Annotated in this window: 11 protein-coding genes; 3 read left to right on the top strand and 8 right to left on the bottom strand. The window is 53.1% G+C overall.

Translation table 11 applies throughout. The features are described from left to right. Positions 1 to 117: 117 nt before the first annotated feature. A complete protein-coding gene (locus QNH99_RS00055) occupies positions 118 to 1,029 on the top strand; it encodes an EamA family transporter (protein WP_063877821.1) in 912 nt (303 codons plus the stop codon). A gap of 57 nt (positions 1,030 to 1,086) precedes the next feature. On the opposite strand, the gene QNH99_RS00050 is transcribed toward QNH99_RS00055, so the two are convergent. Then, positions 1,087 to 2,025, bottom strand: coding sequence for an amidohydrolase family protein (locus QNH99_RS00050; protein WP_410517171.1), 939 nt, complete (start codon positions 2,023 to 2,025; stop codon positions 1,087 to 1,089). A 525-nt stretch (positions 2,026 to 2,550) separates the two neighbouring features. Between QNH99_RS00050 and QNH99_RS00045 the strand changes: the two genes are divergently transcribed. After that, complete coding sequence (locus tag QNH99_RS00045; protein WP_145394562.1) at positions 2,551 to 3,480, top strand: Rpn family recombination-promoting nuclease/putative transposase; 930 nt, start codon at positions 2,551 to 2,553, stop codon at positions 3,478 to 3,480. A 221-nt stretch (positions 3,481 to 3,701) separates the two neighbouring features. On the opposite strand, the gene ibpA is transcribed toward QNH99_RS00045, so the two are convergent. Further along, positions 3,702 to 4,118 carry a small heat shock chaperone IbpA gene (gene ibpA / locus QNH99_RS00040; protein WP_014332924.1) on the bottom strand — a complete coding sequence of 139 codons (417 nt, stop codon included), beginning with the start codon at positions 4,116 to 4,118 and terminating at the stop codon, positions 3,702 to 3,704. A 282-nt stretch (positions 4,119 to 4,400) separates the two neighbouring features. Between ibpA and QNH99_RS00035 the strand changes: the two genes are divergently transcribed. After that, the gene (locus QNH99_RS00035) at positions 4,401 to 4,763 is read left to right on the top strand and encodes a YceK/YidQ family lipoprotein (protein ID WP_096012575.1); all 363 of its coding nucleotides are present in this window, start codon (positions 4,401 to 4,403) and stop codon (positions 4,761 to 4,763) included. On the opposite strand, the gene QNH99_RS00030 is transcribed toward QNH99_RS00035, so the two are convergent. From QNH99_RS00030 to dnaA, 6 genes are all read right to left on the bottom strand, one after another. After that, the gene (locus QNH99_RS00030; RefSeq protein WP_410517170.1) at positions 4,744 to 5,997 is read right to left on the bottom strand and encodes a DUF3748 domain-containing protein; all 1,254 of its coding nucleotides are present in this window, start codon (positions 5,995 to 5,997) and stop codon (positions 4,744 to 4,746) included. The genes QNH99_RS00035 and QNH99_RS00030 overlap by 20 nt on opposite strands. A 107-nt stretch (positions 5,998 to 6,104) precedes the next feature. Then, positions 6,105 to 6,914: a sugar-phosphatase gene (gene yidA / locus QNH99_RS00025; RefSeq protein ID WP_410517169.1), complete on the bottom strand. Its 810-nt coding sequence runs from the start codon at positions 6,912 to 6,914 to the stop codon at positions 6,105 to 6,107. Between the two features lie 190 nt (positions 6,915 to 7,104). Continuing rightward, positions 7,105 to 9,513, bottom strand: coding sequence for a DNA topoisomerase (ATP-hydrolyzing) subunit B (gene gyrB, locus QNH99_RS00020; RefSeq protein ID WP_109717929.1), 2,409 nt, complete (start codon positions 9,511 to 9,513; stop codon positions 7,105 to 7,107). Between the two features lie 17 nt (positions 9,514 to 9,530). Next, on the bottom strand, positions 9,531 to 10,616 hold the full coding sequence (recF, locus tag QNH99_RS00015; protein ID WP_283355639.1) for a DNA replication/repair protein RecF: 1,086 nt from the start codon (positions 10,614 to 10,616) through the stop codon (positions 9,531 to 9,533). 166 nt (positions 10,617 to 10,782) lie between these two features. Further along, entirely contained in the window at positions 10,783 to 11,883 is a 1,101-nt protein-coding gene (dnaN, locus tag QNH99_RS00010; RefSeq protein ID WP_096012578.1) for a DNA polymerase III subunit beta, read from the bottom strand. Between the two features lie 4 nt (positions 11,884 to 11,887). Continuing rightward, entirely contained in the window at positions 11,888 to 13,294 is a 1,407-nt protein-coding gene (gene dnaA, locus QNH99_RS00005) for a chromosomal replication initiator protein DnaA (protein ID WP_063877830.1), read from the bottom strand. Positions 13,295 to 13,351 lie beyond the last annotated feature (57 nt).

Raw genomic sequence — 13,351 nt, 5'->3', positions numbered from 1 at the left:
AACGTGACGCTGCCACAACCTGGTGTTGCCGGGCAGTAGACGACTATTTTTGCATTATCGGTCAACGCGGTTGGGCTCATGGCTGTTGTGGCCTGAGACGAGCAAAAGGAGTGTGCTGTGTCGGGAAAAGATATGCTGTTGGCCCTTTGCGTGGTGGTTGCCTGGGGCGTGAACTTTGTGGTGATCAAACTGGGCCTGCAGAATATGCCGCCCTTCTTGCTGGCCGGACTGCGTTTCGCTCTGGTCGCCTTTCCCGCCATTTTGTTGGTGCGTCGTCCTGCCGTACCACTGCGCTGGATTTTACTGTACGGCATGACCATCAGTTTTGGGCAGTTTGCGTTTCTGTTTTTGGCGATCAAGCTGGGCATGCCGGCAGGCCTGGCCTCGCTGGTGCTTCAGGCACAGGCGTTCTTTACGTTGCTACTCGGGGCACTGTTTCTGGCAGAGAAACTCCGCTGGAATCATATCGTGGGTATTATTATCGCCACTCTGGGTATGTTTTTGTTGGCGACCTCGGGAATGGCGGGCCAGAGTGCAGCCGGTATTACGCTGACGACGATGATGCTGATGCTGGCGGCGGCGTTCTCCTGGGGACTGGGCAACATCACCAATAAGATCATTACGCGTCACTATCCCGTACCGGTGATGTCATTGGTGGTCTGGAGCGCCCTGGTTCCGGTTCTTCCTTTTATTGGCTGTTCGCTGCTGTTTGACGGTGAATCGGCGATAATGAGTAGTCTGACGCAGATTAACCTGCAAACGATACTGGCGCTCGTTTATCTGGCGTTTGTCGCGACCATTATGGGCTACGGCATCTGGAGTACCTTGCTCAGCCGCTATGAAACATGGCGCGTTGCGCCGTTGTCTCTGCTGGTGCCTGTGGTGGGGATCGTCAGTGCGGCCTTGTTGTTGGGGGAAACGCTATCACTCCAGCAGGTTGTGGGCGCAGCGGTAATTATTGTCGGGCTCCTGGTGAATATGTTTGGTGGCATGATCAGGCAGCGATGGTTTATGCGTTCGCAAACATAAATCATCCGGCTGAGATTGCAGGCATCTGACGAGCGTACCATCTCCTTTACTGCATGTTTATCCGAGGGCGCGGTTATCAAAGCCGTAGAGCTCAGATGGGTTATCACGCAGAATTAACATCCTGTCTGCGGACGAGGGTGCCCAGCGCGCCAGTAAATCGAGTATGGCGGCATCATCGGGCTTATCGTGTTCTTCTTTTGTAGGATGTGGCCAGTCACTTCCCCACAACAGGCGGTTAGGCCGAATCCTTACCAGTTTCGCGGCGACCTGACCCACGTCCTCATAGCCCGGTGGGCCGACGCGGGACTTGATGTATGGCCCAGACAGTTTTACCCAGGTGTTACCTGCTTCAAGGAGACGGGTTACTGTCTGGAAACAAGGAGACGTGATTCCCTCTGGTTGCGGAATATGCCCCAAATGATCGATAACCAGTTTTGTGGGCAGCGCCGCCAGGCGCGATTCCAGCTCAGCCAGTTTTTCGCCGGGCGCAACGACCTGAATATGCCATCCCCACTGTGCTATTCGGGAAGCAAGAGGCTCCAGATTATCCAGAGATGTTCCTCCTCTGCTCAGATTAAAACGAATACCACGTACGCCATGCCGATCCATTTCTTGTAGCTCTGCATCACTCACTGACGTATCGATAACGGCCACGCCCCTTGCCTGGCCTGCACTCTGCTTAAGGCCCTCCATCAACAGCCGGTTATCTGTGCCGTAGGTTGAAGGCGTGACAATGACCATGCGGTGAAGTCCCAGGCGGGCTTGCAACGAGGAGTAATCGGCAAGCGATGCATTGGCGGGTTGTAAGCTTGCACCGGGTACAGCAGGATATTTATCGTCATAAAGGTGCATATGGCAGTCCACGCTGCCTACGGGGACGTTCAACACAGGTTGTTTTTCCCCTGAGCTAAAAGGCGTGTTGCTGAGGGCGTTAAAAACGGTAAGCGCACTTAGTGCACCTCCGGCTTGTAAAATAAAGCGTCGGGTTATTGCCATAAAGAGACTCCACGTATGTCGGAAAGGACGTTTAATGCAGTGTCGTATTCGATAATAATCTAACCTGTCCTTTTGGTAGCCTCTAGCAATAAGCGTTTTTCGTCAACACGATTGATCCGGCTAAACGTGATCCTGTATGAGCCTATGGGAATTAAACAGTATAATTTTTTTCAAAAAATTAATTCTTATGATCAACTTCTGAATAAGTTGTTATTACATACACATGATTTACATGAAAATATAAATTGAGTTATCTAAGCATTATTCATCATGGAATTTTTTGTGATGTATCTGCTTTTTTAAAATCATGGAGGCGCTGGTCTTTTTTAGTAGAACCCGATTGGCAAGCGCTAATATGGAACCCATTACTCATAAAAGAGCGTTAACCTGGACACCTCGCCCTCTGCATGAAAGTATCACCCTCCCTGGCAAGATAAAAGACCAGATACATCGCACGACGCTCTCAACCTTTTGCGTTATTCCCGGGTTGAGAAACGCTGATTCTTATCATTCAGGCCCGATGCCATGAAGAAGAAAAACTCAACGCCAACACCACACGATGCGACTTTCCGCCAGTTTTTAACCCAGCCTGAGATTGCGCGCGATTTCATGGATCTTCATCTTCCTGACGAGCTGCATGCTATTTGTGATCTGAGTACCTTAAAGCTGGAGTCAGGTTCCTTTGTCGAAGCGGATCTGCGTCAGTATTTCAGCGATGTGCTTTATAGCCTGAAAACCGCATGCGGTGAGGGGTATATTCATGTGCTGATTGAGCACCAGTCTTCACCCGATAAACATATGGCGTTCCGGCTTCTGCGCTATGCGGTTGCGGCGATGCAGCGCCATCTCGACGCCGGTCATAAAAAGCTGCCGCTGGTTATACCGGTGCTGTTTTATATGGGTAAACGCCGGCCCTATCCTTATTCCACCTGCTGGCTGGATGAATTTATCCAGCCGGCGCTGGCCAGCAAACTGTACAGTACATGTTTTCCCCTGGTTGATATCACGGTTATACCTGATGATGAAATCGCGGGCCATCGCAGTATGGCCGCACTGACCCTGCTGCAAAAGCACATCCATCAGCGCGATCTCGCCGATCTGATGGACAGACTTGTCCCTGTGCTGCTGTCCGGTTATCTTTCATCATCACAGGTCGTATCCTTAGTACATTATATTATGCAGGCGGGGGAAACCCTGGCCGTCGAGGCTTTTATCCAGGAACTCGCCCGGCGGGTACCGCAACACGGAGACGCGCTAATGACTATCGCACAGCAGCTTGAACAAAAAGGCATTCAGAAAGGCATTGAGCGAGGGATTCAGCTCGGACGACAGGAAGGCCGCAATGAAGGTAAACGCGAAGTCGCGCGAACCATGCTGCAGAATGGTCTCGATCTCTCTACCGTAATGAAAATGACGGGCCTGAGCGAAGAAGAGCTGGCACAGATTCAGCACTGAGTTTAACGCCACCGCAACGTGTTCCATGAGGCTATTGCAAACCTGATGCCTCATTATGCTTCGCTTTGCCCGTTCCCGCGTCAGTCGCCGCATCGCCCTGATACACGCTTCAACGAGGCAGGGCTGCAAAACGTCTTTATTGCCAATGTCATCCATAAAAAAACGGCCACAGCAGCAATGCTGTGGCCGTTCTCCAGAATGACTCAGCCGTTACGGCCGTTTTATTTCAGAATTTCAATCCGGCGTGGTTTTGCTTCTTCAGGCACCAGACGCTCAAGATCGATGCTCAATAACCCATTTTCCAGACGCGCATCACGCACGACGATATGGTCAGCCAGCTGGAATTTGCGCTCGAAATTACGCTCGGCGATGCCCTGATAGAGATACTTACGTTCAGTCTGCTCTTCTGGATGGGCACCACGCACGATCAGCACGTTATCGTGGGCAGTAATATCAAGTTCACTCTGGGCAAAACCGGCCACCGCGATGGTAATGCGATAATGGTTTTCATCAACCAGTTCGACATTATAAGGAGGATAACCCCCGTTGCTCTGATTTTGATTGGACTCAAGCAGGTTGAACAAACGATCAAAACCGATAGCAGAGCGATAAAGTGGAGACAGATCAAAGTTACGCATAAAAATACTCCTGAATGTCAGCAAGTTTTGGCAACCTTCCAGCAGTGGACAGGTTGTGTCGTACCGCATTGCCCCTTACGGCGGCAACCTTAACGGCCTGCTATAAAAATGGGTGCAGGTAACATGCTTTCAAGGTGCCGTACGTAATTTTTTCGCCAAATCGGTGAAATGACATACACTCAGGGGTACATAGCCGGACCAGAACGGACTTCACTAGCGGGTGATAAGGTATTCTGGCGAGCCAACTCAGTCAGGTGTTGCCAGGACTGAAGGGATGACGATATGAAAATGATGAAAAGGTTACCGCTGGCAGGCGTGATGTGCTGCGCGGTCGTTTCAAGTGGATGTTCCAGTGTGATGACGCATACCGGGGCAAGCCAGGGCTATTATCCGGGCACGCGCGCCAGCGCTGATATTCTTACCGACAGCAATGCCAGTTGGGCGCTTAAGCCGCTGGCGCTGGTTGACCTGCCTTTTTCTGCGGTAATGGATACGCTGTTGTTACCCTGGGATTATTATCGTAGCGATAGCGACCAACGTCTGGATTCACCGCGCGCCCGGGTGCTGCAGAGCGAAAAGCTGGCGCACACCGAGGAAAACCTGGCCCATGCTCAACCCATGCCCGCTATGCAACCGCAACGGTAAACAGTTGCCGCCAGCCCTCTTTTTCACGCATAAAAGCAATCTGCTTTCCGTCTGGTGACCAGACCACGGCCTCACCGGACGGTGCCTCACGACGTCGTACCGTTAAGCGTTGACACTCACCGGTTGCCACGCGGCAAAGCATAACGCTGTTATCGCAGATAAAGGCAATGGCTTCGCCACAGGGCCGCCAGCTAAACGCCGACTGAATGCTGCTGGGCAGGCGGGTTACCTGACGGGGTTTGCCGCCGTTAGGCGACACGCGCCAAAGCTGGATCACCTGCTGGCTGTCTGCCATTAAAAACGCTATCGCACTGCCATCTGGCGAACTTCGCAGCCAGTGGCGAGGTTGTAACGCCAGTCCTTGAGTCGTCGTTATGCGGCGTTGCCGAACACCAGCCGGCGGCGCAGGTAGATGATCGTTATCACCTTCCAGCGGTAAACCTCCCGGCATTGCATACGCTTCCAGCGATTCAGGCAGATCGACGACAAACACTTCGGGACACTTTTCCCCTGTAGCGGAAAGGGTGTCACCGATAAAGGCGATGGCCCAGCGTTGCCAGCTACCGTCAGGTTTTTGATAGCCCTGGTTGCCAATCCAGCACTCTTCATATGCCCGGTTGATGTGGTCGCTACCCGGCTGCGGACTGGCGGTTGTTTCACTAATTAACACGCAAAAATGGCTGCCATCGTATTCGCGCGGGTGCTGCTTTTCTGGCTTAACCGATCGCAGTGGTACGGCGATGCCGACATTACGCAGGTCAAGACGCTGATCCCGTTCGTGCATTACGTGATCGTTATAGGTGAAGCTAATGCGTGTGCCATCCGGGCTAAAAACATGCACGTGGGAGCCGCCACGCAGGGCACCTGGCGTGAAGGGCGGCGTGATATCGCATGCATCCAGGTTTTCGGCCTGGCCCTCTGCCACGATCACGCCGCGCCGATGATGAAAATCGTAATGCCAGCTTTCGTCAGGATGCTCAGGTCCATGGATACAAACGTAACGTGGGGGCAATGTCGGACTTACGGTGACGACGCCAACGTGCGCGCCATCCTTTGCCTGATATACCACCTCCACTTCGCCCGTGTTCACATTCACGCGCTCAATGGTCTGGCTGGTAAAAGAAGCGCCGGAAGGCCGCACATCAAATGCCAGCCACTGGCTGTCAGCGGTCCAGACGTTGATGTTCGTCAACTGATGGTGGCGCGATGCAAAGGTGATCTGTTTTTCAGACATAGCAAAATCCAGTGAACAGGAGGGCGGCAAATTACGCGCGTGTATTTATGGATGAAACAGCCTCATAAGAGGCAATCAACGGCGGCCTCACCCTGCGTCAGAACAGGCTAAAGCACCCATTTTTCAATCGCGTGCGCAACACCATCTTCCCTGTTGGTTTTGGTGACGAACTGCGCAATCTGCTTAACCGATTCAATGGCATTGCCCATTGCCACACCGGTGCCTGCGTATTCAATCATGGCCAGATCGTTTTCCTGATCGCCTATCGCCATCACTTCTTCCGCTTTAAGTCCCAGTTTTTCGGCCAGCATTTTTACACCGTAGCCTTTATTCACCCGGCGATCGAGAATCTCCAGGTAATAGGGCGCGCTCTTCAGGATGGTGTAAGTTTGATGTGCATGTTGAGGTAACTTTGCAATCGCTGCATCGAGCAGGGCGGGCTTATCAATCATCATCAGTTTCGGGAAGCGAGTGGTCGGGTCCATCTCTTCCACGGCGCGATAGCGTACCGGAATACCGGTCAGGCTGGATTCGTGAATAGTGAATTCGCTGATGTCTTTGTTTGGTGTATAAAGATGCGACTTATCAAAGGCTTGGAAATGCACGCCCAGTTCCCGAGCCAGCTTCTCGACATACAAATAATCGTCATAACCCAGCGTCACATCCGCGACCACCTCGCCATCTTCGGCCCGGTGAACCAGGGCACCGTTATTGCTGATGCAGTACTGTCCGCTGGTTTGCAGATCCAGCTCCATCAGATAACGTTCAATGCCAACGAAAGGCCTGCCGGTCGCTAACACAATGGAAACACCCTTTTCCCGGGCGCGGTTCAGCGCTGTTTTTACCCTTGGCGTGATCTCATGCTGCGGATTCAGCAGCGTGCCATCCATATCAATTGCGATCAGTTTTATAGCCATAGCATCCTCGTTGTGTCAGGTTTGCTGCAATGCTAGCGCGATTCAGCGCATATTGACCAGTTCGTCGGCGCTTTATCGCACGCTTACACCATAATCTGGCCACCGCCCGTCTGGCGATGCGCAAATCGGGCAGCGGTATCAGGCAAAAAAAAACCCTTCCAGAGGAAGGGTTTTGCTCATCGCAGGGCGATTAGATATCAATATTTGCGGCTTTCAGCGCATTCTCTTCGATGAAGGCACGGCGTGGTTCAACCGCGTCGCCCATCAGTGTGGTGAACAGCTGATCGGCGGCAATCGCATCTTTGATTGTCACGCGTAACATACGGCGGCTGTCCGGGTCCATGGTCGTTTCCCACAGCTGCTCCGGGTTCATCTCGCCCAGACCTTTATAGCGCTGGACCGACAGACCGCGACGCGACTCTTTCTCCAGCCAGTCAATCGCCTGTTCAAAACTGCTGACAGGCTGACGGCGTTCGCCGCGTTCGATATAGGCATCTTCTTCCAGCAAACCGCGCAGTTTGCCGCCCAGAGTGCAAATCTTGCGGTATTCTGCACCCTGCAGGAACTCGGCATCCAGAGGATAGTCGGTATCCACGCCATGCGTACGGACGCGTAAAACTGGCTCAAAGACGCTCTGCTCACGGTTTTCACGAACCTGTGCCAGATAGGTGCTGCCGTGCGCTTCGCGTTCGGTCAGGTAGCTAACCAGGCCATTGATCCACAGGGTCACTTGCGCTTCGTTGCTGATATCGCTCAGGGTATCGTGATAAATCAGCGCACGCAGCATGGCGACCGGATAACGGCGCTCCATACGTTTGATCATCTTCTGGGTGCTGTTGAATTCAGCCACCAGCGTTTCCAGTGGTTCGCCGCCTAACGCCGGTGCGCTGGCGGTGGTGTGCAGCGAGGTACCGTCAAGGGCAATAGCAATCTGGTACTGAAGCATTGCCTCATCATCCTTGATGTACTGCTCCTGCTTGCCTTTTTTCACCTTGTACAGCGGCGGCTGCGCGATATAAACGTGGCCACGCTCGATAATTTCTGGCATCTGGCGATAGAAGAAGGTCAACAGCAGCGTACGAATGTGTGAGCCGTCGACGTCCGCATCGGTCATGATGATGATGCTGTGATAACGCAGTTTGTCTGGATTATATTCATCGCGGCCGATGCCGCAGCCGAGCGCGGTAATCAGCGTTGCCACTTCCTGAGAAGCCAGCATCTTATCGAAGCGCGCCTTCTCGACGTTCAGGATCTTACCTTTAAGCGGCAGTATGGCCTGATTCTTACGGTTACGGCCTTGCTTGGCAGAACCGCCTGCGGAATCACCCTCCACCAGGTAGATTTCTGACAGCGCCGGATCGCGCTCCTGACAATCCGCCAGTTTGCCTGGCAGGCCAGCCAGATCCAGCGCGCCTTTACGGCGGGTCATCTCACGGGCACGACGTGCAGCTTCACGGGCGCGTGCAGCATCAATAATTTTGCCGACAACGATTTTTGCATCGCCCGGATTTTCCAGCAGATATTCAGCCAGCAGTTCGTTCATCTGCTGTTCAACGGCCGATTTTACTTCTGAAGAAACCAGTTTGTCTTTGGTCTGTGAAGAGAATTTCGGATCCGGTACTTTTACCGAAACCACTGCAATCAGCCCTTCACGCGCATCGTCACCGGTCGCGCTGACTTTGGCTTTCTTGCTGTAACCCTCTTTATCCATATAGGCATTCAGGGTGCGCGTCATCGCCGCGCGGAAACCGGCAAGGTGCGTACCGCCGTCGCGCTGTGGAATATTGTTGGTAAAGCAGTAAATGTTTTCCTGGAAGCCGTCATTCCACTGCAGTGCCACTTCTACGCCAATGCCATCTTTCTCGGTAGAGAAATAGAATACGGTGGGGTGAATAGGCGTTTTGTTCTTATTCAGATACTCAACAAAAGCGCGAATGCCGCCTTCATAGTGGAAGTGGTCATTTCTTGCATCACGCTTGTCTTCCAGACGAATCGACACGCCAGAGTTCAGGAAGGACAGTTCACGCAGGCGTTTCGCCAGAATGTCGTATTCGAAATCGGTAACGTTGGTAAAGGTGTCATGACTTGGCCAGAAACGGATGCGGGTACCGGTTGCGTCGGTATCGCCAGTGGCCGCCAGTGGCGCTTCAGGCACCCCGTGCACATAGATCTGCTGATGCACTTTGCCTTCGCGACGAATGGTCAGCTCCAGCTTCTGCGACAGGGCGTTAACAACGGAAACACCCACGCCGTGCAGGCCGCCAGACACTTTATAAGAGTTGTCATCAAACTTACCACCGGCGTGCAGGACGGTCATGATGACTTCCGCTGCCGACACACCTTCTTCTTCGTGGATGCCGGTTGGGATACCTCGTCCGTCATCCTGTACGGAGACAGAGTTATCCGCATGGATGGTGACGACGATATCTTTACAGTGACCGGCGAGCGCTTCGTCGATTGCGTTATCCACGACCTCGAATACCATGTGATGCAGACCGGTTCCGTCATCGGTATCGCCGATGTACATGCCCGGGCGTTTGCGTACCGCATCAAGCCCTTTCAGGACTTTGATACTTGAAGAGTCATAAGAATTCGACATCAACGTTTCTCGCTCATTTAATCTTTAGGTTGAACCGCTATTTTACCCTGTTCCACGCGGAACATCTTGCCCTTTTCGTCAGTCATGTCGATTACATGCTCCGAAGAGATGGCGCTGACAAAGACCTGTGCCTGGGTAGCTTTCAGTCGTTGCGCCAGCAGGCTACGACGGCTGTCATCCAGTTCAGAAGCAAAGTCATCAATGAGGTAAACACAACGGCGTCCGCTCTGGCGGGTCAGGAACTCGCCCTGCGCCAGACGCAATGCACACATCAGTAGCTTAAGCTGACCGCGTGAGAGTAAATCTTCCACCGGCGTACCTTCGGCACGAATACGGAAATCCGCTTTGTGCGGGCCGCTGGCGGTATAAGTCAGGGCACGATCGCGTTCGAAGTTGCGTTCAAGCAGCTCGCCGTAATCGCTTTCTTTGTCCCAGCCACGCTGGAACGAAAAACGCAGATCAAATTCGGGTAAGAACTGTCCACAGGTGGTGACAATTTCGGCTGAGATGGCCGCGCTGTATTCAGCGCGCCACTGGCTGATCTGCTCGGCCAGCGGGACCAGTTCCTGATCCCAGGGGCGAATCTGGCTGTAGCGCGTGACCTGACGCAACGCCGCATTGCGTTGCTTAAGCAGGCGGCGGAGGTTGCTCCAGGCATTAAAAAAGCCTGGCGTATTATGAAAACAGCCCCAGTCCACATAGGCTCTGCGATATTTGGGGCCACCGTTTAGTAGAGTAAAACCTTCTGGCGTAATTAACTGCATCGGCAACAGCTGCGCCAGCTCAGCGACTTTGTGACCATCGCTGCCATCAATGCGGACTTTGCTTTCTCCGGCCCGGTTTTTACTCAGCCCCACCGAGAGCTCGCGCTCCTGACCTTCGAGCCGACCGTGCAGCACAAACGCCGCCTGATCGTGACGAATCACCCGGCCCGCCTGTAAACTGCGGAAAGCACGGCCGTGTCCCAGTGTATAAATCGCCTCAAGCACGCTGGTTTTACCGCTACCATTCGCACCCACCAGAAAATTAAACCCTGGCGCTAACGCTAAGTCGGCCTGTTCAATATTACGAAAATCTTTTATCAGCAGGCGGGTTAAAGCCATGAATCAATCCAGCGTGAAGGGCAAATGAGGTTTATCAAATCTCAGTGGTTCCGGACGTTAGCGGTTCTGCTTGTTTTCACACGCTCAGCGCGCCTGGCGCATACAACGTATGTGACCAGAGAGGCGCACTGAACGGATGAAAATAGCGAACCGATTAGCCCGTGTTCTACAAACGCATTGGCATGACGACATAGGCCGCTGCCGGACTCACCACATCTTCGATCTGCACGCTTGATACCGAATCCGTCAGCAGCAGACGCACATTCTCGCACTTAAGGGCATTCAGCACATCCAGTACGTAACTGACGTTGAAGCCAATTTCGAGTTCGCTGCCGTTATAGCTGACATCCAGCATCTCTTCCGCTTCTTCCTGCTCAGGATTATTGGCGGTAATTTTCAGCTGATTTTCGGTGATATGCAGCCGAACGCCGCGAAATTTCTCATTAGAGAGAATCGCCGCACGGGCAAAAGCCTGTTTCAGCAGATCGCAGCCTGCTTCCAGGACTTTATCCGGGTTCTTAGGCAATACCCGACGATAATCAGGGAAACGGCCATCCACCAGCTTGGAGGTAAAAATATAGTCGCCAACGTGCGCGCGGATATTACTGCTGCCAATCTGCACCTGAAGCGGCGTATCGCCGCCGTCCAGCAGGCGTAACAGCTCGATGACCCCTTTACGCGGCACAATCACTGAATGGCTTGGCAGCGCCTGGCCAATGGGCATTGAGCAGACCGCCAGACGGTGACCGTCGGTAGCAACCGTACGCAGCTCTTCGCCTTCCGTCTCAAACATCATACCGTTCAGGTAATAACGTACGTCCTGGTGGGCCATAGAGAACTGGGTGGCTTCGATCAGGCGTTTTAGCGTGGCCTGAGGCAGCGTGAATTCAACTTCGTTCTGCCAGTCATCCAGATTTGGGAAATCGCTGGCGGGCAGCGTAGAGAGCGAAAAGCGGCTCCGGCCAGAGCGCACTAACATGCGCTCGCCTTCCAGCGTTACGTTTATCTCCGCGCCTTCCGGCAGGCCACGGCAAATATCCAGGAATTTGCGTGCCGGAACGGTCGTCGCGCCGGTCTCGTGCGCCTGGGTTAGCGCAACCCGTGCGACCATTTCCATTTCTAAATCGGTGCCGGTCAGCAACAAAGAGCCTTCATTAACCTGCATCAGCAGGTTGCCGAGGATTGGCAGCGTCGGGCGACCACCTAATGGACCACTGACTTGCTGCAGCGGCTTTAGCAACTGTTCACGTTCAACAATAAATTTCATAGCGTCACGAAGATAATGTTCTGATGAGATTTGAGAAATCTTCTTTGATGTCGTGGCTTTCTTCACGCAACTGCTCAATCTTACGGCAAGCGTGAAGCACCGTGGTATGGTCGCGACCACCAAAAGCGTCGCCGATTTCCGGCAAACTGTGGTTGGTCAGCTCTTTAGCCATCGCCATCGCCATTTGACGCGGACGTGCTACCGAGCGCGAACGGCGCTTAGAGAGCAGGTCTGCGACTTTAATTTTGTAGTACTCAGCAACGGTCTTCTGAATATTATCAATAGTGACCAGCTTCTCTTGCAACGCCAGGAGATCCCGCAGCGCTTCACGAACGAAATCGATCGTAATCGCCCGGCCGGTAAAATTGGCGTTGGCGATGACCCGGTTCAGTGCCCCTTCCAGCTCGCGCACATTGGAACGTAAACGCTTGGCAATAAAGAAGGCTACTTCGCCCGGCAGGCGGATATCGTTTTCATCCGCCTTTTTCATCAGGATCGCGACGCGGGTTTCCAGTTCTGGCGGTTCGATCGCTACCGTTAAGCCCCAGCCAAAGCGCGACTTCAGACGATCTTCGACGCCGTTGATCTCTTTAGGATAACGATCCGAGGTCAGGATGATCTGCTGATTGCCTTCTAACAGGGCATTAAAGGTATGGAAAAACTCTTCTTGAGAACGCTCTTTGTTGGCAAAGAACTGAATGTCATCGATCAGCAGCGCGTCAACCGAACGGTAGTAGCGCTTAAACTCTTCGATAGCATTATTTTGCAGCGCTTTAACCATGTCCTGCACAAAGCGCTCGGAGTGCATGTAAACCACTTTGGCATTGGGTTTACGCGCAATAATGCCGTTACCTACCGCATGCAACAGGTGGGTTTTACCCAGGCCCGTACCGCCATAGAGAAACAGTGGGTTATAGGCCCCGCCAGGATTGTCAGCCACCTGGCGTGCCGCCGCGCGTGCCAGCTGGTTCGATTTACCTTCGACAAAGTTATCGAAGTTATGGCGATTATTGACGTTAGAACGATAAGTCACATCCGCTGGCGCAGGCACATTATCCCAGCTTGGGCGCATAATCTGCGCAGGCGCCGGGCGGTTTTGAACGGGTGCAGCCGGAGCGCTGACGCTGGCCATGACAGGCTGATTGACCGCTGCGGCTTGTTGAACCGGGCGCGTGCCCACCTCAAAACGCAACAACGGCACGTTGACACCGCAGAATTCATTCAGCAATGCATTGATGCTGTTAAGGTATTTATCCCGAACCCAGTCGAGTACGAAGCGGTTAGGAGCATATAAGGCAAGCGTATTGTCGTTTAATTCAGCCTGAAGTGGACGGATCCACATGCTGAATTCGGTGGCAGGAAGCTCATCCTGCAAACGGGCAAGACACTGTTGCCAAAGCGTAAGTGACACGGCGGACTCCACTCGTACAAATTCGATAAGAAAAGTAGGCGCTAATCTAAGAAACGT

Source organism: Pantoea allii, assembly GCF_046529425.1.
Taxonomy (GTDB): Bacteria; Pseudomonadota; Gammaproteobacteria; order Enterobacterales; family Enterobacteriaceae; genus Pantoea; species Pantoea allii.
Note: the sequence above shows the minus strand (reverse complement) of the source record. Positions and strands in the feature narration are given on the sequence as shown.

Excerpts from the sequence above, each read along its gene's own strand:
- QNH99_RS00050 (WP_410517171.1), bottom strand. The coding sequence starts at position 2,025 with ATGGCAATAACCCGACGCTTTATTTTACAAGCCGGAGGTGCACTAAGT.
- QNH99_RS00045 (WP_145394562.1), top strand. The coding sequence starts at position 2,551 with ATGAAGAAGAAAAACTCAACGCCAACACCACACGATGCGACTTTCCGC.
- ibpA (WP_014332924.1), bottom strand. The coding sequence starts at position 4,118 with ATGCGTAACTTTGATCTGTCTCCACTTTATCGCTCTGCTATCGGTTTT.
- QNH99_RS00035 (WP_096012575.1), top strand. The coding sequence starts at position 4,401 with ATGAAAATGATGAAAAGGTTACCGCTGGCAGGCGTGATGTGCTGCGCG.
- QNH99_RS00030 (WP_410517170.1), bottom strand. The coding sequence starts at position 5,997 with ATGTCTGAAAAACAGATCACCTTTGCATCGCGCCACCATCAGTTGACG.
- yidA (WP_410517169.1), bottom strand. The coding sequence starts at position 6,914 with ATGGCTATAAAACTGATCGCAATTGATATGGATGGCACGCTGCTGAAT.
- gyrB (WP_109717929.1), bottom strand. The coding sequence starts at position 9,513 with ATGTCGAATTCTTATGACTCTTCAAGTATCAAAGTCCTGAAAGGGCTT.
- recF (WP_283355639.1), bottom strand. The coding sequence starts at position 10,616 with ATGGCTTTAACCCGCCTGCTGATAAAAGATTTTCGTAATATTGAACAG.
- dnaN (WP_096012578.1), bottom strand. The coding sequence starts at position 11,883 with ATGAAATTTATTGTTGAACGTGAACAGTTGCTAAAGCCGCTGCAGCAA.